The organism is Sphingobium sp. GW456-12-10-14-TSB1 (assembly GCF_059424385.1).
Genome location: NZ_JBWKZI010000002.1, coordinates 336,487 through 357,455, shown reverse-complemented (window position 1 = coordinate 357,455; position 20,969 = coordinate 336,487). Strand labels below are relative to the sequence as shown.

At 61.7% G+C, this 20,969-nt stretch carries 20 protein-coding genes and 1 pseudogene; 11 read left to right on the top strand and 10 right to left on the bottom strand.

Annotated features, from left to right (window positions below; all coding sequences use genetic code 11):
* Positions 1–153: 153 nt before the first annotated feature.
* Both AC07X9_RS18915 and AC07X9_RS18910 read left to right on the top strand, forming a co-directional pair.
* A complete protein-coding gene (locus AC07X9_RS18915; RefSeq protein WP_140159628.1) occupies positions 154–2,712 on the top strand; it encodes a TonB-dependent receptor in 2,559 nt (852 codons plus the stop codon).
* A 336-nt stretch (positions 2,713–3,048) separates the two neighbouring features.
* Positions 3,049–4,187, top strand: a protein-coding gene (locus AC07X9_RS18910; protein WP_140159629.1) for an IS3 family transposase whose coding sequence is annotated in 2 segments (ribosomal slippage) — positions 3,049–3,313 and positions 3,313–4,187 — 1,140 coding nt in all. Because the reading frame shifts where the segments join, the coding sequence is not laid out codon by codon here.
* A 220-nt stretch (positions 4,188–4,407) separates the two neighbouring features.
* Here AC07X9_RS18910 and AC07X9_RS18905 read toward each other — a convergent pair.
* Complete coding sequence (locus tag AC07X9_RS18905; protein ID WP_254908182.1) at positions 4,408–4,800, bottom strand: SDR family NAD(P)-dependent oxidoreductase; 393 nt, start codon at positions 4,798–4,800, stop codon at positions 4,408–4,410.
* A gap of 989 nt (positions 4,801–5,789) precedes the next feature.
* Between AC07X9_RS18905 and AC07X9_RS18900 the strand changes: the two genes are divergently transcribed.
* Together AC07X9_RS18900 and AC07X9_RS18895 are read left to right on the top strand one after the other, a co-directional pair.
* Entirely contained in the window at positions 5,790–6,362 is a 573-nt protein-coding gene (locus AC07X9_RS18900) for an RNA polymerase sigma factor (protein WP_086486168.1), read from the top strand.
* Between the two features lie 367 nt (positions 6,363–6,729).
* Entirely contained in the window at positions 6,730–7,023 is a 294-nt protein-coding gene (locus AC07X9_RS18895) for a helix-turn-helix domain-containing protein (protein WP_086486421.1), read from the top strand.
* A gap of 29 nt (positions 7,024–7,052) precedes the next feature.
* Here the strand turns inward: AC07X9_RS18895 and AC07X9_RS18890 are convergent, their stop codons facing one another.
* Positions 7,053–7,436, bottom strand: coding sequence for a hypothetical protein (locus AC07X9_RS18890; protein ID WP_086486422.1), 384 nt, complete (start codon positions 7,434–7,436; stop codon positions 7,053–7,055).
* A 263-nt stretch (positions 7,437–7,699) separates the two neighbouring features.
* Between AC07X9_RS18890 and AC07X9_RS18885 the strand changes: the two genes are divergently transcribed.
* From AC07X9_RS18885 to AC07X9_RS18870, 4 genes and pseudogenes are all read left to right on the top strand, one after another.
* Complete coding sequence (locus tag AC07X9_RS18885; RefSeq protein ID WP_495197994.1) at positions 7,700–8,188, top strand: DUF6088 family protein; 489 nt, start codon at positions 7,700–7,702, stop codon at positions 8,186–8,188.
* A 115-nt stretch (positions 8,189–8,303) separates the two neighbouring features.
* Positions 8,304–8,933 (top strand): annotated as a pseudogene (locus tag AC07X9_RS18880) (nucleotidyl transferase AbiEii/AbiGii toxin family protein).
* Between the two features lie 49 nt (positions 8,934–8,982).
* Positions 8,983–10,226 (top strand): IS3 family transposase gene (locus tag AC07X9_RS18875; protein ID WP_140159630.1). Its coding sequence is split into 2 segments (ribosomal slippage): positions 8,983–9,327 and positions 9,330–10,226, totalling 1,242 coding nucleotides; the frame shifts between segments, so codons are not numbered across the junction.
* Positions 10,227–10,266: 40 nt separating this feature from the next.
* Positions 10,267–10,416 (top strand): hypothetical protein, encoded by a 150-nt coding sequence (locus AC07X9_RS18870; RefSeq protein WP_176342150.1) that lies wholly within the window; start codon positions 10,267–10,269, stop codon positions 10,414–10,416.
* Positions 10,417–10,708: 292 nt separating this feature from the next.
* Here the strand turns inward: AC07X9_RS18870 and AC07X9_RS18865 are convergent, their stop codons facing one another.
* Genes AC07X9_RS18865 through AC07X9_RS18850 form a run of 4 tightly spaced genes read right to left on the bottom strand, consistent with a single transcriptional unit; the run spans position 10,709 to position 12,612 of the window.
* Positions 10,709–10,984, bottom strand: coding sequence for an HU family DNA-binding protein (locus tag AC07X9_RS18865; RefSeq protein ID WP_086486169.1), 276 nt, complete (start codon positions 10,982–10,984; stop codon positions 10,709–10,711).
* Positions 10,985–11,028: 44 nt separating this feature from the next.
* Positions 11,029–11,943: a nucleotidyltransferase gene (locus AC07X9_RS18860; protein WP_086486423.1), complete on the bottom strand. Its 915-nt coding sequence runs from the start codon at positions 11,941–11,943 to the stop codon at positions 11,029–11,031.
* Between the two features lie 10 nt (positions 11,944–11,953).
* A complete protein-coding gene (locus AC07X9_RS18855) occupies positions 11,954–12,361 on the bottom strand; it encodes a type II toxin-antitoxin system VapC family toxin (protein WP_086486170.1) in 408 nt (135 codons plus the stop codon).
* Positions 12,358–12,612, bottom strand: coding sequence for a type II toxin-antitoxin system VapB family antitoxin (locus AC07X9_RS18850; protein WP_086486171.1), 255 nt, complete (start codon positions 12,610–12,612; stop codon positions 12,358–12,360). The genes AC07X9_RS18855 and AC07X9_RS18850 overlap by 4 nt, the downstream gene beginning before the upstream one ends.
* A 51-nt stretch (positions 12,613–12,663) precedes the next feature.
* Between AC07X9_RS18850 and AC07X9_RS18845 the strand changes: the two genes are divergently transcribed.
* Entirely contained in the window at positions 12,664–13,260 is a 597-nt protein-coding gene (locus AC07X9_RS18845; protein ID WP_254908133.1) for a hypothetical protein, read from the top strand.
* Here the strand turns inward: AC07X9_RS18845 and AC07X9_RS18840 are convergent.
* Genes AC07X9_RS18840 through AC07X9_RS18825 form a run of 4 tightly spaced genes read right to left on the bottom strand, consistent with a single transcriptional unit; the run spans position 13,257 to position 19,994 of the window.
* Positions 13,257–17,024, bottom strand: coding sequence for a conjugal transfer protein TraG N-terminal domain-containing protein (locus tag AC07X9_RS18840; RefSeq protein WP_086486172.1), 3,768 nt, complete (start codon positions 17,022–17,024; stop codon positions 13,257–13,259). The genes AC07X9_RS18845 and AC07X9_RS18840 overlap by 4 nt on opposite strands.
* Before the next feature lie 11 nt (positions 17,025–17,035).
* A complete protein-coding gene (locus tag AC07X9_RS18835) occupies positions 17,036–18,460 on the bottom strand; it encodes a conjugal transfer protein TraH (RefSeq protein ID WP_086486173.1) in 1,425 nt (474 codons plus the stop codon).
* 53 nt (positions 18,461–18,513) lie between these two features.
* Entirely contained in the window at positions 18,514–19,089 is a 576-nt protein-coding gene (locus tag AC07X9_RS18830; RefSeq protein ID WP_086486174.1) for a hypothetical protein, read from the bottom strand.
* Positions 19,089–19,994, bottom strand: a complete 906-nt coding sequence (locus AC07X9_RS18825; protein ID WP_136957264.1) for a conjugal transfer protein TraF — start codon at positions 19,992–19,994, stop codon at positions 19,089–19,091. Before AC07X9_RS18825 ends, AC07X9_RS18830 begins: the two co-directional genes overlap by 1 nt.
* 48 nt (positions 19,995–20,042) lie before the next feature.
* Between AC07X9_RS18825 and AC07X9_RS18820 the strand changes: the two genes are divergently transcribed.
* Together AC07X9_RS18820 and AC07X9_RS18815 are read left to right on the top strand one after the other, a co-directional pair.
* A complete protein-coding gene (locus AC07X9_RS18820) occupies positions 20,043–20,345 on the top strand; it encodes a type II toxin-antitoxin system TacA family antitoxin (RefSeq protein ID WP_086486175.1) in 303 nt (100 codons plus the stop codon).
* Positions 20,346–20,366: 21 nt separating this feature from the next.
* Complete coding sequence (locus tag AC07X9_RS18815; protein WP_086486176.1) at positions 20,367–20,882, top strand: GNAT family N-acetyltransferase; 516 nt, start codon at positions 20,367–20,369, stop codon at positions 20,880–20,882.
* Positions 20,883–20,969: the final 87 nt, after the last annotated feature.

Below are 20,969 nucleotides of genomic sequence, written 5' to 3'. Positions count from 1 at the left end.
TCAAGAATCGGCAGCTGCACGAGGGGAGAGGAGAGCTACATGGGTGCAGCGCCACGTGAAGGCACATGTCCTGAAAGACTCGAAGGCCGTGAAAATAAAGGCTTCAACCTGACGCGCGTGAAGACGCGCCAACATCTGCTGACATGCTGCGCGGTGCCCTACCTCATCTTCTCCACAGCGCCCGCTGCGGCTCAGACGGAGACGGCTTCGCCCAGCGCCCCCGAACAGCAGCAAAGCTCCCCGCGTTCCGGCACCAATGCGGACGAGGCCAAGGCTGCCAAAAAGCCCGAAAAGCTTCGGACCTTCAAGAAAGGGAAGGTCAACGCTGCGGATCGCTTCGACAATCCGGCCGCGGATATCGTGATCGAGGATATGGCCCCATTTTTTGGCTTCTCGACCTTCAACGGGCGCGAGATCACCGGCTCGAACAACTATCGGGACATCTCCTTTCGCCAGTTCCCGACCGAGCTGATGAAGGAGAATGTCTCCCGTGGCGTCCAATCGGCCGACCAGGTCGAGGGCGCGCTGTTCGGGCTGACCACGACGGATGCCATCAAGCCGCTCGATCTCAAGCGCCGGCGCATCCAGGCCGAGCTGCGCGGTATCTATGCGCCCTATGCGGACCGCTCCGGGCAGGACCCGGGCAAGCGCGTCTCGGCTTCCTATATCGATCAGTTCGATACCAGCATCGGCCGCATCGGCATCTCCGCCGGCTTCATGCTGAGCGATTCCTTCTTGCCGAAGGATTTCTACAAAGCCACGACGGCGGTCCGCCCGTGCAACAGCATCGGTCTGGTCGGCAACTGCACCTTCAGTCCGACGTCGAGCAATCCCACCTATTTCGCCACGGGCTCCCACACCTTCCGTCAGCAGCGGTCGGATGAGAAGCAGCGCGCCTATTTCGGCACCATCCAATGGCAACCCAGCGACCGGCTCGACATCAGCTTCGACGCCGAGCGCTCGAGCCGCGTGCAGTCCCGCTATCGCAGCGAATTCTCGCTGACCGAAGGCTTCAGGAACATCACGCCGCTGGAGATCGCCCCGAGCGGGGCGCCGCTTCGCTACAGCGGCGAAAGCGCTCTGGAATCGCTCGCCTTCGCCCGCACCCGCGACGAAAAATATACCGGCTTCGGCCTCACGATCCGCTACGAGCCCACCGATCGCCTCACGATCAGCACGGACGCCTCCTACTCCCGCACGACGCGGCTGCAGACCGACATCTCGGCGAGCATGGCCAGCAACGATCTGTTCGGGCCGGGCGGCCGTGTCCCCTATACGATCGACCTGACCCATGGCGGCGTCCCCGTCATCGACTTCGCGACGCCGATCAATCTCAACAACTATGACGCCTATACCGAGGACGCGGCGGCGCGACGCGGCCGCGATACCCGCCGGGACGTCATCAAGGCCTGGCGTGGGGACGTCGCCTATAAGCTCGATGGCCTGTTCGACGAGATCAAGGCCGGCGTGCGCTACTCCACGCACACGCGAACCGGGCAACTCCTGACCTATCTCAGCAACAACGATATTCCGGTCGTGAACGTGGTGGCCGGCAATGCGAATTGCCGCAGGGGGCCGATCACCACCGATTTCCTCGCCGACAGCGGCACCAACATCAACAGCTGGGCGGTCTTCGATCCAGCCTGCCTCTATGCAACGTTCACTGGCTCAACCGATTTCGACAAGCCGCTCACCAACAGGACGGGTGGCGGCATCGAGATCCACGAGAAGATCTGGGCCGGCTACGTCATGGGCACCTTCAAGACGGACCTGGCCGCCATTCCCGTCCATGGCAATGTCGGCCTGCGTCTCGTCGAGACGCGCCGTTGGACCAGCGTCTACCGCTTCACCGGCAACCCGACGCCCATTACCGATCACTCGGGGTCCATCGTCGATTTGCTGCCGAGCGCCGAGTTGACCGCCAGCCCGCGCGACAATCTCCAGATCAGCGCGGCGGCCTACCGGACGCTGCTGCGGAGCGCGGTCGACGGCTTCAACATGCGGCGCGTGATCGCAGGGCCGGCAGGTGTGATGGAGCGGCAGCGGCCGTTGCGCGCCTGGAACCTCGATGCCTCGGTCCACTATCGGCCCGACAAGGACACCGCGCTGTCGCTCGATCTCTACTACAAGTTCTTCAGCAGCTCGCCGTGGCCGGGCGATCTCATCATCCCGGGCGGCCCCGTCTTGAACCCCGCATTGCGGGCGGACAGCCTCAAAAAGTCTTACCTGCGCGGCTTCGCGGTCGCCGTGAACCGATCGTTCTCGACCCTGCCGGCGCCGTTCGATGGCCTCAGCGTGCAGGGCAGCTACGCCTTTTCCGACACGAACTTCCGCTTCCAGGATCCCTCGGCAACCGACCCTGCCAATCCGCTCTACCTGTTCGTCGATCCGGCGAGCATCCCCGGCTTGTCCAAGCATGTCGCCACGGCGGCCGTCCGCTACGACAAGGATGGCTGGGGCCTGGGCGCGACCTATGAATATCGCTCAGGCTATTTCCGGCCGACCGGTCTGACCTCGAACCGCGTGCTTGGGGCGACCAACTATCTCAATGCGTTCATCTCGCATCAGCTCACCAACCACGTTCAAATGCGCCTTTCGGCCGCCAATCTTACCAACGAGCACGAGGTTCTCTACCGTCCGGTCAGCGAAGCGGTTGGCCAGACTTCCTACGCCGGCACGACCTATCAGCTGAGCTTGCGACTGAGATACTGAACCCAATCAATCGACTTGGGTGAGTCATCTCCAGCAGCGACAGTTTTGTATCGTGAGACCTTTATGAGCGGCCATCGGGGCCCAGCTTGGAGCTGTGGAGGCGGCACAAAATAGTTTTCGAACGAAAGGCTTCGCATAGAAGCGCTTGAATTATGTTCGTCACGCCGTTTTTGAGCGAAATCAGTTTCTCCGTCTCCACTTGAATTTGCGCTGGCTTGCGCACGAATCCGTCAACCTTGATGCCTCGGTGGACGAGGGGACGGACAAATAGTGAGGTGGTCCCGCTTTTCTGGACAGGATGCTAAGCTAATCCCGACCTGATGCATTGGTACGGGAATGAAGACGACGAGAAAGCGCTATAGCGCCGATTTCAAAGCCAAGGTGGCGCTGGAAGCGATCCGGGGTGACCTGACGCTGGCGGAGTTGGCAGCCAAGCATGGCGTGCACCACACGATGATCGCCTCCTGGAAGCGGCAGGCCATTGACGGGATGGCAGGCACGTTCTCCGGAGCTGGCGATGCGGTCAAGGCTGCCAGCGAGAGCGAGGTAGAGAAGCTGCACGCCAAGATCGGGCAACTGGTGGTGGAGCGGGATTTTTTAGCGAAAGCCTTCGGTCGATGAGCGTGAAGCGGAGGCGGGCGATGGTCGAACCTGCTCACCACCGCCTGTCGATCTCGGCGCAATGTCGCCTGCTCTCGATTGGCCGTTCATCGTATTATTATGCGCCTGTGCCGGAAACGGATGAGACGCTGGCGCTGATGACGGTGATCGATGCGACGTTCCTGGACTGCCCTTGGTACGGTAGCCGGCAGATGGCACGTCACCTGCGGCGCGCAGGCCATGAGGTTGGTCGCCGCCGGGCCCGGCGGCTGATGGCGAAGATGGGCCTGACGCCGATCTACCAGCGGCCGCGCACGAGTGATCCGCACAAGTTGGTGATCGACCGGCCCAATCAGGTCTGGTGCGCCGATGTGACCTACATCCCGATGCGGCGCGGCTTCCTGTACCTGGTTGCGATCATGGACTGGGCAACCCGGAAGGTGCTGGCGTGGCGGCTATCGAATACGATGGATGCAGGGTTCTGCGTCGCGGCGCTGGAGGAGGCGCTGGCTCGTTACGGCAAGCCCGAGATCTTCAACACGGACCAAGGCAGCCAGTTCACGTCGCACGCCTTCACCACTGTGCTGCGCGAGGCCGAGGTTCGCATCAGCATGGACGGGCGGGGGCGGTGGATGGACAATGTCTTCATCGAACGCCTTTGGCGATCCCTGAAGTACGAATGCGTTTATCTCCACGCCTTCGAGACCGGCTCGGAGTTGAAAGCTGGCCTTGGCCGCTGGATCACCTATTACAACACTCAGCGTCCGCACTCGGGCCTGGCCGGGGAAACCCCGGTCGAGGCCTATCGGCGGATCGGGCAATCAGATCATGGGGGGCATGCCCCCCATGATCTGATGATCAAACAGGCGGCGTGAACGACAACCGGGATTAGCTTAACTTAGCCGCCAAACTGACCAAGAAGGCGGGACCTCCTCATAGGCCGGCCAACTCACCCGCGGCGCCAATTGCAAGAGCGGTCGTTCAGTCGCCTCTTTGTACCTTGCATCGCCTTCTTGACCCTAAGCATCCGGCCACGAAGCCTGGCACGGAATGAACGGGAAACCGATGGGGCAGGGCGCCGTGCTCGGGTGCCGACTAGGAGCGACTGTTCATTCGCTCGAACATGGCCTCGCCTTGCTGGCGTGTCTGTATCGAGATTCCCATCAGAACCTCATCCCTGTCAGCTTCGAGCTGGGAAAGTGCTTCTAGGGCAAACTCGTCCGGAGTAACCATCAGGCTATTTGCCGCGCCCTCGCTGCGCGTACCGTCGCCCAGTCCGGTATCGACGATTGGCGGGGCGACCTCGATTACCCTGATCCCGCTGGGTTTCAGTTGATGACGCAGACTGAGCGTGAAGGAATGGATCGCTGCCTTCGTGGCGCAGTAAACGGGGACATCCGCCATCGGCGAGAAGGCAAGGCCGGAGCTTACGTTGATGATGAAGGCCTGTGCGCGGCGTAGAGCGCTACGACATGGCCGATGGTAAATGCATATTCCTGGACGTGTTCTACAAGGACACCGCGGGTCTGATGAAATTCCTCGGTCAGAGTCTATAGAGGCAGGCGGCGACGCGCCGAACCCACCTTAGCCAACATATGATTGGACTGGCCAATATCAGGATGAGGCGGTTCGACCCTCGCGTCGATGAATCATACTAAGCGCCAACGTCGGCCGGAAACGTGGGCGGAGCTGCCTTATTTTACCCTTCGGCGCCGCAACACCAGTTTGTCAGTCGCTCTGCCATTCTCAGCGGCGCCGTTCACCGCACAAACGGCGGATTGTCGAACGCGCGGCCCGACCGGTCTGGCTCTTCTCGAACTGGGGCCAGTTTCCTAAGTTCACATACGGTGTGCCTGGCTCAAACAGCTTTGGAAGCAACCAGAACTTGGAGCAGCTCCTACTTTGTCAGCGGTCAAGAGCCTCCAGATCGCCGCCTCATGAACCAGCAGATTCCAACCTGCCCGCATCACTTCGTTCTGTGGGTTTTCTCACGGACCAACGCTGTTACGAAGCTCGGATGTGCCGGCCGATCTCGTTCCAGGGCATTCACCAACCTCCAGACCCTGCCACGAAGGGATCGCGTTGGATTTCGAGGAGACAGCATATATCTATATAGAAGTAAGATGGCGCGTTCAGGCTTTGCTGGGGAGTGGGGAAATATGGAACATGGGGGCTCAACTCAGCACAACCCGGTCATTCGCACGAGGCCCAACCGCCTCTTGGGCCTTTTCCTCGCGCGGTATGGAATGGAAGATGGAAGCCAATTCCAAAGGCCAAATTACCTAGGGCAAACGATCGAGAGTGCTGTCGGTGCGGGGCATCGCAGCGCTTTTGAGCGTGGCACTGCAGCAGCCGTCAGCCACGATCCACACCCAGTATATCACCTCTATCCGGCGGCGATCAGCGAGATAAAGTTCGATCGCTGACGATGACGGCCAGACGGGTGGTGGGTTCCCAACTGAAACTTCTCAACCCTAATGACTGACGAAGGGGTCCCAGCTCAGCGTGGAGGGCAGGGTGAAACCGATGGTTTCGATCCAGCGCCTGTCGGTCGACTTCTTGCAACTCTGGAGCAAGAGTATCCCCTGTTGCTGCAACGATTATCCAATCATCTGCGATCGCGAGACGCCGCCGAAGAGGCGCTTCACGATGTCTATCTCAAATTGCGGTCAGAGCCCACCATCGCCAATCTTCGCAATCCTCGGGCATATCTCTACCGGATGGCTATCAACCTCTCCCTGAACCAACGTCGTAGCGAAAACCGGACGAAGACTCTCGACGACACCGCTATCGCCCATCTCGCCGATGAACAGCCCGACCCTGAGAGAGTCGTCTTGGCGTCCGATGAGATTGGGCGTGCTCTGTCGGCGCTGCATTCCCTATCATCAAAGCGGCGCGATATTTTCCTGGCCAGGTGGCGAGATGAGAAATCTCAGGCCCAGATTGCTCTCGAGTTCGGCCTGCACAAGCGGTCGGTGCAGAAGGAACTGTCTAAAGCGGAAGCCTATCTCAGGCGCGTTTTGCGGCGCTCCAAGCGCGCTCCGCTCTAGCGCCTGGCACGCGGCTGATTACCTGCGCGCGCATCACGAAAAAGAAGGGCGCCTTTCATCTCGCTGGTGTGTCCTTCTCTCAGGAATATGAGGGCTTCCTCCCTCGGTACGCGGTGCCTTGGTTGCCGTAGTCCATTGGTGGAGGTCGACAGGGCAGCGTGCCGCGATTCCTGGCGCAAACTTGCTGCCTTGAATCCAAGGGGGTCGCCATGGCGACTGTTAGCGCTTGAACGCGGGCGTCGAACTCGGCGCGCGACCGCCGAAGATCGACAAGCCGCCGACATTGTCTGGGACGTGCGGCCGGGGACGGGGAGCATCGCACCGACCTGTCCTTGCACCCTGGCAGGTTAGCCGGGCGATGCATGCCATGAGGCAAAATATCGCCGCCGCCATTTCGATCGCAGACATCGCCAGCCTGTGTCGACTGTCATTGAGCTATTTCGTGAGAGCCTTCACCAACACGGTCGGAATTGCGCCCTACGCCTGGTTCGTTCAGCAGCGCGTCTCGCAAGCGAGGGATCTGCTCATGGGCACATCGCTTCCACTCGCGCAGATTGCCCTCGAGTGCGGCTTCTCCGACCAGGCACACTTTACAAAGGCTTTCGCAAAAGCAACGGGGTTGACGCCGGCTAAATGGCGACGCCAGATGATTACCTGCTAATTTCCAATGGGTAACATCCTGGCTCCTGGTCAATCCTCTTTTCTTCCCGTGCGCTCTCGCTCCGCGAAACGGCGGTTGGCGAAGGCGAGCAGGGCCGGGTCGTGTTCGGGCCAATCCCAGCGCGCGGAATCGCGCAGAACGACTACGTCCTCAAGGTGCGTGAGGAAGGTGTAGACCTTGTTCACAACGTCGATCATCAACGCCTTCATTTCCGCATCAGAAATGCGAGACACTTTTGTCCAGGGGATCTCGCCATAGGGCGTGACCACCTTCACGTCGCTATAATCGCCGATGAGACTGTCCGGTACGGTGCCGGCATGAATTTCCTCCAGCCGGGTATTGCGGACGCAGTGCTCGACGAGGGCCAAAGCGACTCTGCGCATTGCTTCGTCAGGCGCTTTCTCCTCAGGCATAAAGTCCTCCATCCCACGATATTGTGCGCAACCGTCCTGTCCGTGACACGGTCGGTTAGATGCCGCTCCGACCTGATATGCGCTATCTATGTACCGGCCTTGAGTCTCTTGCTCAGCGGTCATATATAAATGCCGTAAACGTCGTATTTTGGTGTAGCATGGCGAACCTTGTAGATCGGATCATGTAGCGTTTCGCCGCTGGCGAAACCCTTTCGCGTGCCGATCTGGTGCTGGGTGCCGACTATGATTCCGTGGGCCGCGCCTTGAAGCAACTGGTCAGTGAGAAGAATCTGGTTCGCGTTGGTCGCGGACGATATCGCAAGGCCGGCGGGAAGGGCACGACCGTCACCAATACGATTGCCGATGCGATCGAGCGCAAGGTACGGCGCTCTAAGCGAAACGTGTTCCTCCGCAGCGATTTTGCTTCGCTCGGCAGCTACGATGCGGTGGGGCGTGCGCTTCGGCAGAAAGCGAAGGACGGGAAGCTCGTCCAGATCGGCTATGGTCTCTATGCCAAGGCTGAAATGTCACCGTTCACCGGCAAGGCAACTCCTGTCATCGGTATCAAGCGCTTGGCGACAGAGGCCCTCGGGCGGCTCGGTAAGAAGGTCGCGATATCCAATTTCGAGGAAGCCTATAATCGCGGTCGGTCTACGCAGGTGCCGACCGGCCGAACGATCGTGGTCGAAGACAGGGTGCGGCGCCGCATCGGATACGACGGCAACTATGTCATTCTCCAACGCGCCGGATGAGGCGAAGCTCGGACGCGTCGCCGGCGCGCTCGCCGTCGACGAAGCGTTCGTCGAGAAGGATTGGTATGTCGTCCAAGCAATCCGCTAATTGGTTGAATTGGGCAGCGCGGACATCGTGCCGGTCTTTTCGGGCGGCACATCGCTGCTCAAGGGCTACGGTCTGATCAAGCGCTTTTCCGAAGATATCGATTTCAAATTCGCGTTGTCCGAAGCGTTTATCGGACGCTCGGCCAATCAACGCCGCAAGATGCTCGGCGAATTGCGCGATGCGCTCGCCGCCGCCTGAACCTCGGCGGGTTTCGCGGTGAGCTCTGTCGAATCCCGCGGCGCCAACGGGTTTCTCAAGATCGAAATGGATTACCCGAGCGCTCTCGAGCCTCATGGTGCATTGCGCCCGCACATCCTTGCAGAGCTGTCTGCTAAACCGCCGCGGCTGCCGGTGCAACATCGGCCTTTGGCGTCGTTCGTCGCGCAATATGCTCAAGTCGCTCCTGAAGTAGCCTCGATTGCCTGCATCGATCCGGTCGAGACGGCGGCCGACAAGCTCAGTGCCTTCGCTTGGAGAATGCTGGTCCGCGATCGATCCAGCGACAAGGATGACCCAACGATCGTGAGGCATCTCCATGATCTTGCAGCCCTTGAAGGCGCGGTCTCGGACAATGCCACTTTTCCCACACTGCTGCGATCGATCCTCGATGACGATAGCTATCGCGGGAGAGGCGCCGTTGCTGACTTAGTGAAGTAGCCCCCTAAATCGCCTGACAGGGCCTCGCACTTATGGAAGTGTGAGGCATATGACTGACGATATTCCCAGGCGTTATGACCGTGTCGAGGTCATCTCCGGTGTCCAGCGCCGGAGGCGCTGGACACCGGAGGAGAAGATCCGGATCGTCGAGGAGACCTATCTGCCGGGGATGAGCGTATCGCTCGTCGCGCGCCGCCACGGCATCGCTGGCAACCAGCTGTTCACCTGGCGCCGACTGATGGCGCAGGGGGCGCTCACGGCTGCAACCGCCGGCGGTGAGGTCGTGCCAGCATCGGACTATCGCGCCCTGGAGGCACAGGTGCGCGAGTTACAGCGCTTGCTCGGCAAGAAGACGATGGAGAACGAGCTGCTGCGCGAGGCAGTCTCCCGGGCCGCAGGCCCAAAAAAACTGCTGTTGCGCTCGACCTCATTGCCGGAGAATGGCCAGTGAGTGCCGTCGCCGAGGCGATCGGCATCTCGCGCCCGCACCTATCGGCACTGCGGCGTCGGCCGCCGCCGCGACGGCGTGGACGGCCGCCGTTGCCGGATGCCGAGCTGGTCGCCGACATCCGCGCGCTGATCGCCAATCTGCCGACCTATGGCTATCGCCGCGTCCATGCGCTGCTGCGCCGGCAGGCGGAGCAGACCGGGCGCGCAGCGCCCAATCCCAAGCGCGTCTACCGTGTCATGAAGCTGCACGGCCTGTTGCTCCAGCGGCATAGCGGACGCGGTGAGGAAAGGCGCCACGATGGCCGCATCGCCGTCGCCACGCGCAACACGCGCTGGTGCTCCGATGGCCTGGAGATCGGCTGCGACAATGGCGAGAAGGTGCGCGTCGCCTTCGCGCTCGACTGCTGCGATCGCGAGGCCATGGGCTACGTCGCCACCACCGGCGGCATCACCGCCGAGGATGTCCGCGACCTGATGGTCGCCACTGTCGAGCATCGTTTCGGCCAGGTGAACCGCCTGCCGCGCGCCATCGAATGGCTGACCGACAATGGCAGCTGCTACACCGCCCACGAAACCCGTCGCTTCGCGCGCGACATCGGACTGATCCCGCGCACCACGCCCGTCGAGAGCCCGCAAAGCAACGGCATGGCCGAAGCCTTTGTCCGCACCCTCAAACGCGATTACGTCCGCGTCAGCGCCAAACCCGACGCGCGCACCGTCATTGATCAGCTGCCGATCTGGATCGATCACTATAACCGCGTGCATCCACATCGCTCGCTCGGCTACAGATCACCTCGCGAGTTTATCGACCGCTCAACCCGCGAGGCCCCGTCAGGTCTTTAGGGGGCAACAACACTTAGACCCTCGCGAGCGGCTTACCGCAATGCGCACCAAGCTCGCCGGAGACGCGCTGTACGCAGCGGAATATGAGCGCTTCGTCGGCGGCATGGCCTTTGCTGGCGCTGCCGATATCCCGAGCTTCAAAAATGCCGCCGCTGCTGTCGAGCGGCTTTGCGACCAGCTTCGGGACTGATAGGCCAGCATCCTGTCTGACCCACGGTGCCAAGAATACCATCGGGGCCTTAAAGCTGCGTCTGCAGCTCCGACAACCTCTTCTGGCAGAGTTCGTTGACGATCGTACCGAGGACTTCGACCCGCTCGGAGAGGTATACGAATTCCTTCTCCGTCATTTTGAAATGCTCGGAGTGCTTCGCTTTCACATAAAGGCTCGGAAAATCGCATTGTGCTGCGCCCCGATTGAATTTGGTCAGCGCGAAAGCCGGGGCAAGCCCGGCGCGCCAGTCAGCGTCGCCGGGCCGAAACTGTCAGCCGTTCAATCGATCCTTGACCGCTTTAGCCGGCGTGAACGAGAGCTTCTTCGACGCAGCGATCTTGATCGCCTCGCCCGTGGACGGATTGCGTCCGTCGCGAGCCGGCGTGTCCTTGACCTTGAATTTGCCGAAACCGTTCAGGGAAATTTCCTCGCCCTGCGCTGCAGCTTCAGCGATGGCCGCAAATACGGTATCAACGGCCTTGCGGGCCTCGACTTTCGAGGAGCCCGTTTCGGCAGCAAGCTTTTCGGCAAGATCAGTGTTGTTCATTCCATTTCTCCTGTGTCGTTGACTGTATGTCTGGCGGTGATGGTCTATATTCGTGCCTGTAGCTCGGCCAGCTTCTCCTCGCAGAGCTCGCTGACGATCTTGCCGAGGATCTCGATCCGTTCGGAGAGATACGCGAACTCCTCGTCCGTCATCCGGAAATGTTCTGAATGTTTGGCTTTCACATAAGCATCCTTCAGCTTGAGAAAGCGCGCTTCGAGCTTGCGGGTCTCCCTTGGCCAAGCTTCAACCAGTCGCGGCGACAGCCTCTCGGCCAACGAACGCAGGAACTTTAGGTTGTGGCTATATGGCGTGTAGAACGTGTATACCAGCAATACGCAGTAGTAGAGTCGCTCGCACGCCTGTTGAAGATTGTATGCTGCATCTTCGAAACGCTTGTTGTCGTAGAAAAATTGAAAGCCCATTTTTGAAGTTATGGCGAGGTTGAACCACTTATCATAATACTGCTTCGCGGCATCATAAGCCTCTTGCGGCGTTTTGGGCTTAGGTGAATGCAGTTCGCAATTATCGACCTGATAAAGCGCAATTCCATCACGCGCGAGGTCCATGAAGAAAGAGCGGCCGTGGGCGAGCCCGTCGTTCACCTCCTGCAAAGTGTGGACGATGAAGTTGACGGGCGTGTGAAGCTTGTGCGTAATCGACCACTCCCGGTCCAGTCGTTCGGCGGCCTTCTCCCAATAGTCGACCCAATCTGTCAGTTCTTTCTGATTGACGATGATGAGCAGATCGAAGTCCGACTGATACCCTCTTTTGGTATGGGGCTCGTCCACCCAGCCGCCGGTGGCGTAAGAACCGTAGAGGATGATCTTCAGGATGCGCCCGAGCTTGCGCGGGCCAGTCGGCTCCCCATGCGCGTCCTCGAATTCCTCGAACAGGATGCGCACGACGCGATCGAGTTCGCGCCGCTTGTTTGCCGGAAGATGGTCGAGCTCTGTTTTCATGGTCTCATCGTCACTGGGGTCGGGCGTCGGGCAGGGCGCTCTCAACATCGGTCTGGCTGAAGTCATTGCCTTTGAAGAGGAGCGGCTCATCGAGAGCCTTCGCCAGCGCGTAGGGGAAGCAATCGCCATAATTGAGGGCGGCCGGGTGGCGTCCCTTGCCAAAATCGAAAAATGCCTGCCGGGCAATCAGGCCCTGCTCAACCGTGACCGGCTCAATCTGGATGCCGGCGCGTCTCACAAAATTCTCGGCGTGCCGTGTACCCTCAGGACCCAACTGCTTCTCAATGACGAGGGTCAGCTCGAGGTAGGTCGCGACACTCATCCGGCACATGTCGGCGCGCTGGATGAGATCGGCAAAGACGGAAGCCTCTTCCTCGCCATAAAGAATGGCCACCAGCGCGGAGGTATCGGCGATCACTTTGGCAGCCCGTTCTCATCATAGAGTTCGTCACCGTGCTCGGCATAGGGCTTGACGACCAGGCGGGCAGCGCGGCCGGCGATGCTCAGAAGCTCGGCGACACTGGCGCGTTCGCGCTGGCGCTCGATCCTGGACAACCGGTCGCGAAGTGCCTCGACCACGACGCGCGTCATCGGTTCGCCAGTTTCCTGTGCGATTGCCTGCGCCAAGCGATGAGCTTCGGGGTCCTTGATGTTGAGCGTCGCACCCATAGGTTCTACCTATCCATCCAGTCTTCCTCCATTCTGCCATATTGGGGCGGCATGTTCCAGAATAATCTCAGACAATCTGACGCTATCTACCGGTCCGTCGAAGCTGACCACGCCGACCTTTCGGCGTTCAATCCAGGCGGCTTTGATGGTAAGAGGAAACCGAAAGGATTTACGGTGGAACCGCCCATCGATGATCAGGGCAATGTGACCGGACCAGCGGCGCCGAAGCTGTCGGCGTGGCTCTGGTCGCCTTGGTATGCCAAGCTCTGGTGGACCGCGATCCCTGTCTGGTGGTTGGGGATGGCGGCATCTTCACGGCTTAATGCCCTGGAGATTTTTTATCGCGGAGCACTCGCGGGCTATCTGAATATCCTGTTTTTCCCGATGACGGCGCTCATGGTTCTGGGTGTTGGCTATGTCCGGGAGCGTCTGGACGGATTCGCAGGACCCGGCGATGGAACGCGGCTGTCAGATGAAGAAGCTTTGGCTGTGACAACACGTGTCTGGGAAGAGCATGATCGGGCGATGGAAGACCTTGCGGCCACGACAGACATGTTCGACCCTCGGTCAGGGGTACTCTGGATCGGCAACCCTTTGAACCCACTCAACCCAGGCTACATCGACCCCCATACCGGAAAGCACCGCTAGCGCTTTTTGAAGCTGCTATCGCCGTCGCCAAGGCTGCCTTTGATGTCAGTAGAAAAGCTTCCTCTTGAGAGGACGGAGTTTTGTTCCACTGACGTCAGTGGCCCGGTGATGTCGAAAGTCGCGCGACCATCGTCTGCGTCTTGGAGGTAGCGATTGCGCAAGCCTTCACCGCCGAGAATGCGGTTTGAAAGCTCGCGGGAAAAAGTTGTTGTGGGATCGTTGGAGCGCGCTGCTGCACGCTCAGCGGCGGCGATCGATTCACGCACGTCATAGTTGACGATATCGAGAGTTGATCCGGCAGTTTCACTCGTGGAGCCAGTGTCTCTACTATTAAATCCAACACCTGCACCCACGCGTCCCGACGTTGATTGCGCTTTCTGTGACCCTTGAGCTCGCCGGCCCTGCGTTCTTCTGCCGGTCCCGGGCGCGCGTCCACCAATATCCTCATTTTCGGTCACCCCGACCGAACTACCGAGTTCTAGATTTACGCTTGTTCCCATCGTCGTCTGATCCTGGGCCGCGCGTGTGAGTGTTCTCTGCCATCCGGTTTGGGCCATGATCGCCTGCACATCACGCTGGAGCGTGTCGGCGACCTGCGGCTTCAGGCGCCATTCGCCCTTGCGGTCCATCTCGAACCCGCCGCGCAGCCAGTTGGCGAGCTGGGCCTGACCTTCGGCGCCGCCGCCCATAAAATGCTCGATCGTGTCTGGTCCCGCCTGCTTGCCGGCTTCGAACCGCGTGCTCGTGTCGCTGCGCGCCGACCGGCTGAAGTCCGTTCCGCTGGAGACGAGCAGATCATTATGCGCGAAGCTGAAGCGCGCGTGTCCACCGTTGGCGACGGCGCCGAGCTGGCTCTCGTTGATAAGGCCCGCCTTCCACATGGCCGCCGCGGTCTCGGGCGTGAGGTTGAGGCTGAGGTCGCCATTCTGGTCCATCGCGATCTGCCGCTTCGACAGCTTGATGCCGTTGTCCGCGAGAAGTCCCTGCATGCGGGTCAGGCGCTCCCGATCGACAATCGACGTCAGGCGCTCGTTTCTCGCGCGATCCGCTATGCCCGCTGCGCCCCCTTCGGCCATATCGACCTGGTTGCCCGCCGTCCGGCTGAGTGCCTGGATGAAGCTGTCGAGCTGTGCCGCCTCGCGTGTCGAAACGCCGGCAGCGGCGGCGCCTTCAGCATAGCCGAAATTCTCCGACTGACGCCGTTGCTCACCGATCCGCGCCGCCGAGCGCGTGCCATCGGGCCCAACCTCCCGCTGAGCATCGAGTCTTCCCGAATGCTCGGCAAAGTCGTACCCAGCCGCCTCGCGCGTGCGGCCATAGACCGTTGTCCCTTCGTGCGCTGCTTCTGCGCTGGCGCCATCTGCGGTCCCGAGCCTTGTAGCGGCACTATACCGCTCGAGCGCGGCTTCCACCTGGGCTTCGTTTCGCCCGGTAGCATGGCCAAGTTGCGTGATGGCAGTGCTGCGCGCTTCGCCGGACAGAGCATTGATGAAACCAATGCGACGGGAGGTTTCATCGACGGAAAGCCCGAGCATCGACGCAGCTTCACGCTGCCCCTGGTTGCTGCCGGTTCGCCAACCCTGCTCGGTCGCCACGTTCCCGCGTTCCACGCCGGCAACATTGTCACCAGCATAGTCGCGGCGTCCTTCCATTGCGCCGACCTGCACTTGCGCCGAGGTCAGATCGTTCCTCAGCATCTGTTCCTGGTCGAACGTGTTGGCGATCAGTTTGGCGAAGGTCGGATCGGCCTGAGCCTCTCCGATCACGCCCGATGCCTTGAGCTGGGCATCAGCAGGTGAATATCCAGCGCGCTCGAAGTGGCGCGCGGCTCCCTGCATCATCATGCCGTAAGCCCGCTGGTCGCCAAAGGCGCGCCATTGGACAAGGTTCTGGCTGAACGCCGCAAACGCTCTCTCACCAGCCTCTTCCTGGCCGAAGTAGCTCGTCCCAAGGCTCCTCAACGCATCCTTCTCGGCAAACTGATGGAGGGCCGTTGTGGCCGCATTGGCCTGAACGGCCCGCGCGACTGCCGGATCGCCAAGATCGCGGCCACCGAGCGCAGGCGCGAGGCTCCCCAACTGCCGCGAGCCCTCGATACCACCAAGCGCGAAGGCAGTACCGCCGGGCGTCCCGGGACGCTCGCCAAGGATATGACCCGCCTCGCCATAGGTCCGGTTCGCGTTGAAGGTTGAGCGTTCCCCGAAGTCCCCGAAGCTGGAAGTCGCTGCGGCGCGGGTACGGGTGCCCATGGCCGAAGCCTGGGCTTCGAGCGCGGAGGCCTGCCCCTCGGCGGTGCCCATCGGAGCCGCCGCCGCCGTCCCCTGGCTCGCTATTCCGAGCGAACCCGAAGTGAAGGACGTGAACACATTGCCGCTGAAGCGGAAGACCGTAAAGACGAAGGCGCCGGCCAGACCGGCGGCCGCGGTACGGAAGCTGCCGAAGATCGCCAGTGCCTTCATTGCGGCTGAGGGGGCCAACAGCCAGGCATTGGCCGCAAGCGCGTTCGAGCGAAGCTCCGCCAGCGTCGCCGTCGCGCGTCCGAGCGTGAGCTGATAAATGCCCGCGTCGATCACGCCCCAAAGCGCGACGAACACGAACATGCCGAGCGCAAAGCTGGCGACCCGCAGATTGATCGGGGTCAGGATGAACAGGAGCGCGATCGGGATCATGAACAGCATGATCCCGAACACGGTCGCGCGGATCGTCGGCATCCATTCGTTCGCGACCGACATGGTGGCGAGGCCGTTTGAGATGACGGCCCGATTGGCCATAACCCTTGCCGCACTCGCTGGCGAATCCTCGAACAGCACATCCCCCACCGTGTTGCCGAGCAGGATGTGGGTCAGGAAAGCCTGCGCGCTCAACGGACGGCCCAGCATCATCTGGCCCATTTCGCCGAGCTGCTCCCGGCATCGCGTCATCTGCTGTGCATTCTCCGTATCATAGCCGGTCCGGGCGCAGATCTGCTTTGTGTAGCCGTCGAACAGAACCGGATCGGACAGACGATCCGAGATATGCGTCCAGGCATCGGTGCAGCTCACCGTCGTGCCGCCCTTGTCGGCTTCGGTATAGACCGTCGAGAAGGTGGCCGGACCCGCCATCGCAGCAAACGACGCCGGCAGGTCGGTCGAGGTCCTGAAAAGCTGGTCATCGTCGATGCCATAAGCCGCCGAGACCCGCGCCACGGGATAGCACTGACGAACATAATCCTTGATCGACGCATCCAGAAAAACGTCGGTCATCGGGCCGCGTGGCGAGACGGCGTTCAGGAACAGGTCGAAGCTGTGTCCGCCGGCGCCGAACTCGATCTTGGCATCTGGATCGAGCGTGTTGTCGTCGATCGTCTCGACCATGGCCCGCTCGATCATGTTGGTGGCGCCGGCGACGAGAACGAGGAGGTTGGGAACGCCGCCGACCGGCTGATAGGCGTTGCGCACCCGATCGTAGACATGGACCGTGCCGGTCGTGGCGATGAGCCCGACGAACAACCCGACACCGATCAGGATCTGGAAACCGAAGGCGACCAGGCCCATGCCAGTGCCGCGCACGCTCGCGAGGATCGCGCCGAGCCCGATCCCGACCGTCGCGACGATCATCACCAGCGTCTCGTAGCGCGGGTCGCCGAAGATCATCGACACCATGCGAAAGGCGTCGACCGTCTCGGCGAAGCCGTCATAGGTGTGGAAGCTCGTATCGACCGCCAGTGCGGGCGAGGCGAGGAACAGGGCTGGAAGGGCGGCAAGAAGCCTTGCAAGCCGACGCATGGGGTTCGATCCTATTGGTTGCGGGCGGCGGCGCCGGCGGCGTCGCGGGCATCGCGGTCGCGGTCGCGCAGGAGTCCTGCATAGTTGGCGGAGAGATTGGCCTGATTGAGCGCCGCCATGTAGCTCTGGCGCATCTGCGCGCGCTGGCGCAGCACCTCGTCCCTGAGATCGCGCAGTTGCTCGATGCCCTTGGACAAAATCCGCGTCTGGCAGACATTCTTGGTGTTCGCATCGCCCGAGCCCGCGACCGTCGCACCCCGCTCGGCATTCGAGACGGTGAAGTCGATGGTCCGGGTCAGGTCGTTGAGCATCTGGTAGGCGAGGGTAAGCGCCACCAGCTCATCGGTGTCGGCGATCACGGAATCGACGACGCCCTGGCGTACTCCCCATTCGAGCATGCGATAGACGGGAAGCGTCCGGACATTGGCCACGAACTGCCGCTCGTCCGCCGACAGGGCGGCGCGCGTCCGGATCTTGACGGCGATCGACTGCATCCGCTCGCGGGCGAGCACAAGCGCACCGCGCCCACTGCCGTCCTGCGAACAGTCGGCACCCGTCGGCGGAATATTCAGAGAGCGGCGCTGGACCTGACCAGTCAGGAAGTCCTGCGCGCTTTCGGTATCCTGTGCCGGGCACTGCGGAATGGCGGTGAACAGCGGCACACGGTCACCATCGTCCCACCGCATATAGACGTCTCCGACCCTGGCACGCATCACGCTCGCCCAGTCGCCCGCGCCGACCCGCGATGCGGCATGGGAAAGCAGCGAGCCGGTGCGGAAAATGTCAGTTACCTCCGCCGGGCAGTTGGCGAGCGCGTCCTTCAGGTCTTCGGTCGGATTGTTGTTGTTGGCCTCGATCCTCTCGCGGCTCTGCTGGTAGCTCTTGGCGAAGCCTTGCTTGACCGAACGATAGCCTGTCATCTCTTCGATGATGCCGCTCATGTTATCGTCGCCCTTGGCAATCTGGACCATGCGGTTGGCGAGGCGGCAGTCGTTGACCTGGATCGAATTGAGGAAGTTGGTCGCCGCCTCCATCTTCGAGATGATGTTCCCCATCTTTTCGTCCAACGTCTCGAGCAGATACTGGAACGCGACCGCCGGCGCCGCCTGGAGGATGCTCTCCAGCTTCTGAACCAGATAGTCGGGGTCGAGGAACGACATGCCGCCCAGGAACATGTCGATGCCACCGCAGCCGGCCCGCACTTTCGGCAGGCTCACCGACATGAGATAGTCATTGTGGACGTCCACCCGGCCGGACATGCCACCAGCGGTCACATAACCGCGGGTCTGATCCTCGAAGCTGCCCGGCGAGGTGTAGGTGACATTGTCGAACCAGCTCTCCGCCCAACTCTGCGCATGGGCGGGCGCGGCAGAGATAACTGTTGCCAGGGCGAGGATAATCAGCGCCTGGACGGCGGCGCGACGGCAAGCGAACATGGCGGACTCCGAACGATGTGGGATGAAGGAGGAAGGACCAAGCCCGCCATCGCTCAGCGCCTTCCCGGGCGGGTCGCCGGCAGCCCCACGATGCCGGTGAACTTGGACATGGCCCGGACGCCGACATTGGGACGCACACCCGTCAACATCTTCGCGGCCAGATAAAGGTTTCGGGCCAGATTGGGCGCATGGTCCGTGCCGATCGCCACCGGCACAATGCGCGCATCGTCGGCGACAGGGCGCACCCAGGCAACCGGATGCCCGACCCATGGCAGTCCGAGGCGTCCCGAACGGATCATCGCCTCCTGGCTGCCGATCGTGTGGATCTGCCAGCCATAGCGCGCGCCGAGCGCTGTCAGCTTGGTCCACAGGTCTCCGCAGGGGACGCAGCCGGGGCTTGTCGTCATCTCGATGACGAAGGCGGCCCCATGTCCGCGAAGCGTCGTGGTGAAGTCGTCGGGAAAGTCACGCGTGACGGGTACGCGCGAGAGCCACGCCTGCATGGTCTTCGCATCGCTGACCGGGTGGATCGCGGCTCGCATCGCGTCTTCCCGGCTGACGGTCTGCGCGGATGCCGAACCCATGCCGATGACGAGCCCCGGAATGCCGAGGAGGATGAGCCCGCGCATCACTGCCTCGGCTCGTGGGAGATTTCGACGAGATCGCCACCGAGTGCTCTCGGATCAGTCGCCGAAACCGGGCCGTTGCCCAGCGCGTCGAAGAACCCTGCGTCCTCACCCGGACCAGTCATGAACTGCTCGGGCCGGATGTCGCCACGCAACAGGCGGACCGCTTGATAGGCCATCTGCGCAAGGTTGGGATAAGCCTCGACGCCCGAGGCTATGATCATGCGCTGCTGACTTCCTCGACGAATGACCATCGTCGTCGGTGTGATCTGGACGCCGAACCGCTCCGCGAGCTCCGGTCGCCTGTCGATATCCATGAGCGTGACCTGCCAGCCCATCTCTTCCTGAAAGCGCTGGATGATGGGCCACTGCACACGACAATAGCCGCAGGTCGAACGCGAGAACATCACAAGAGCGAACTCGCCGGCATGGGCGCGCAGATAGGCACGCCGGATGCCATCCTTCTCGGCGGTCAGCTCCGAGCGGGCGTCGCCGACCATCGGGTTCGCGGACTTCGAGTTGAGTTCGGGATATTGCAGCATTGCGATCTGGGTGACGCCGGCGAAGGCCCGTGCCTTGCGCCGCGCGAAATCCTGAAGCCTCCAGAAATCCGCGACAGCATCGACCGTCAGCACCGTCGCTGCATAGTCTCGCTGCTCCTCGATGAGCTTGCGGATCTTCGGCGGGGTCCAGGTCGCCAGTTCCGCCATGGGCGGTATAACGGGCTTCACCAACGCGTCCGGCTCGGCCTTGTCTTCGGCTTTTGGCTTTGGCGCTTCATACCACCAATAGCCTTGCCTGGATGGAATGGCGGTCGGAGCCCCTTGCGCACTGACCGATGGCGGAAACGCGAAAAGCGTTGCGAGGCAGAGGACAGTAAGCCGACGCCGCGGCCGGCCGGTTTGTATTGACAATGTCGTGGCAAATCGCCAGATGTTTGCGAGGAGTTTAGCGACATGGCACAGCACGCCCGTACCGACCGAAGCGCCTCGGCGCGTAAGGACGATGTCATCCAGATCAGGGCCGCGGCTGAGCTCAAGGCGATGCTCAGCCGTGCTGCTTCCCTGCGCGGGCAGAAGCTGTCCGAGTTCATGCTTGCGAGCGCGCGACGGGAAGCCGAGGCCGCCATCCTCGATCAGCGGACCTTCTTTCTGGACGCCGAGCAGCACGAGCAGTTTCTGAGCCTTCTCGATGCGCCGCCCGTGCCGTCGCCGAAGCTCGAGAAGCTGATGAAGCGCGAACCGCTCTGGAATCGATGATCGGACGCGTCGTTCGTTTCCATGTCCAAGCGCCAGGTTACGCGGCCTGAACGATTGAACGCTGACCATGACGTCAAGGCGTTTCATAATGGACGGCACGCCTCGCTCGATCATTGGCTCGATGAGCGCGCCGTCGCCAGTGAAGGCGCCTCGGCTCGCACCTATGTCGTCTGCGACGCCGGCCGACCCGGTCGGGTTGTGGGATACTACACCATCACCACCGCAATGGAGGAGCGGGCCGCGCTCCCCACGGCGAAGCTGCGAAAGGGCATGCCCGACAAGGTGCCTCTGCTTCTCATCGCCAGGCTGGCCGTCGATACCACATTCCAGGGGATCGGCCTGGGCGCCGACCTGCTCGCCGACGCTCTCCGCCGCTGCGCGGCCGCCTCGGAAATCGCCGGTGTCCGCGCCGTCATCGTGCATGCGATCGACGACGAAGCGATAGCCTTTTACGAACGGCATGGCTTCATCGCCTCGCCGCTGGGAGAGCGCGTTCTCCTGATGCCCATCGAGGCAGTTCGAGCCCTGCTTGACTGACGACTCCCCGCGTGGCCGTGGAGCGATCGCAACCGGCTGAGGATCGCCGAAAGCACTCGACTGGGCCATGTATCTGGCGAAGGTCGA

What these genes read in the sequence shown, in the direction of transcription:
- AC07X9_RS18900 (WP_086486168.1), top strand. Translation starts at nt 5,790, where the DNA reads ATGACTGACGAAGGGGTCCCAGCTCAGCGTGGAGGGCAGGGTGAAACC.
- AC07X9_RS18840 (WP_086486172.1), bottom strand. Translation starts at nt 17,024, where the DNA reads ATGCGTCGGCTTGCAAGGCTTCTTGCCGCCCTTCCAGCCCTGTTCCTC.
- AC07X9_RS18835 (WP_086486173.1), bottom strand. Translation starts at nt 18,460, where the DNA reads ATGTTCGCTTGCCGTCGCGCCGCCGTCCAGGCGCTGATTATCCTCGCC.
- AC07X9_RS18870 (WP_176342150.1), top strand. Translation starts at nt 10,267, where the DNA reads ATGCGCACCAAGCTCGCCGGAGACGCGCTGTACGCAGCGGAATATGAG.
- AC07X9_RS18820 (WP_086486175.1), top strand. Translation starts at nt 20,043, where the DNA reads ATGGCACAGCACGCCCGTACCGACCGAAGCGCCTCGGCGCGTAAGGAC.
- AC07X9_RS18895 (WP_086486421.1), top strand. Translation starts at nt 6,730, where the DNA reads ATGAGGCAAAATATCGCCGCCGCCATTTCGATCGCAGACATCGCCAGC.
- AC07X9_RS18890 (WP_086486422.1), bottom strand. Translation starts at nt 7,436, where the DNA reads ATGCCTGAGGAGAAAGCGCCTGACGAAGCAATGCGCAGAGTCGCTTTG.
- AC07X9_RS18860 (WP_086486423.1), bottom strand. Translation starts at nt 11,943, where the DNA reads ATGAAAACAGAGCTCGACCATCTTCCGGCAAACAAGCGGCGCGAACTC.
- AC07X9_RS18850 (WP_086486171.1), bottom strand. Translation starts at nt 12,612, where the DNA reads ATGGGTGCGACGCTCAACATCAAGGACCCCGAAGCTCATCGCTTGGCG.
- AC07X9_RS18830 (WP_086486174.1), bottom strand. Translation starts at nt 19,089, where the DNA reads ATGCGCGGGCTCATCCTCCTCGGCATTCCGGGGCTCGTCATCGGCATG.
- AC07X9_RS18865 (WP_086486169.1), bottom strand. Translation starts at nt 10,984, where the DNA reads ATGAACAACACTGATCTTGCCGAAAAGCTTGCTGCCGAAACGGGCTCC.
- AC07X9_RS18815 (WP_086486176.1), top strand. Translation starts at nt 20,367, where the DNA reads ATGTCCAAGCGCCAGGTTACGCGGCCTGAACGATTGAACGCTGACCAT.
- AC07X9_RS18845 (WP_254908133.1), top strand. Translation starts at nt 12,664, where the DNA reads ATGTTCCAGAATAATCTCAGACAATCTGACGCTATCTACCGGTCCGTC.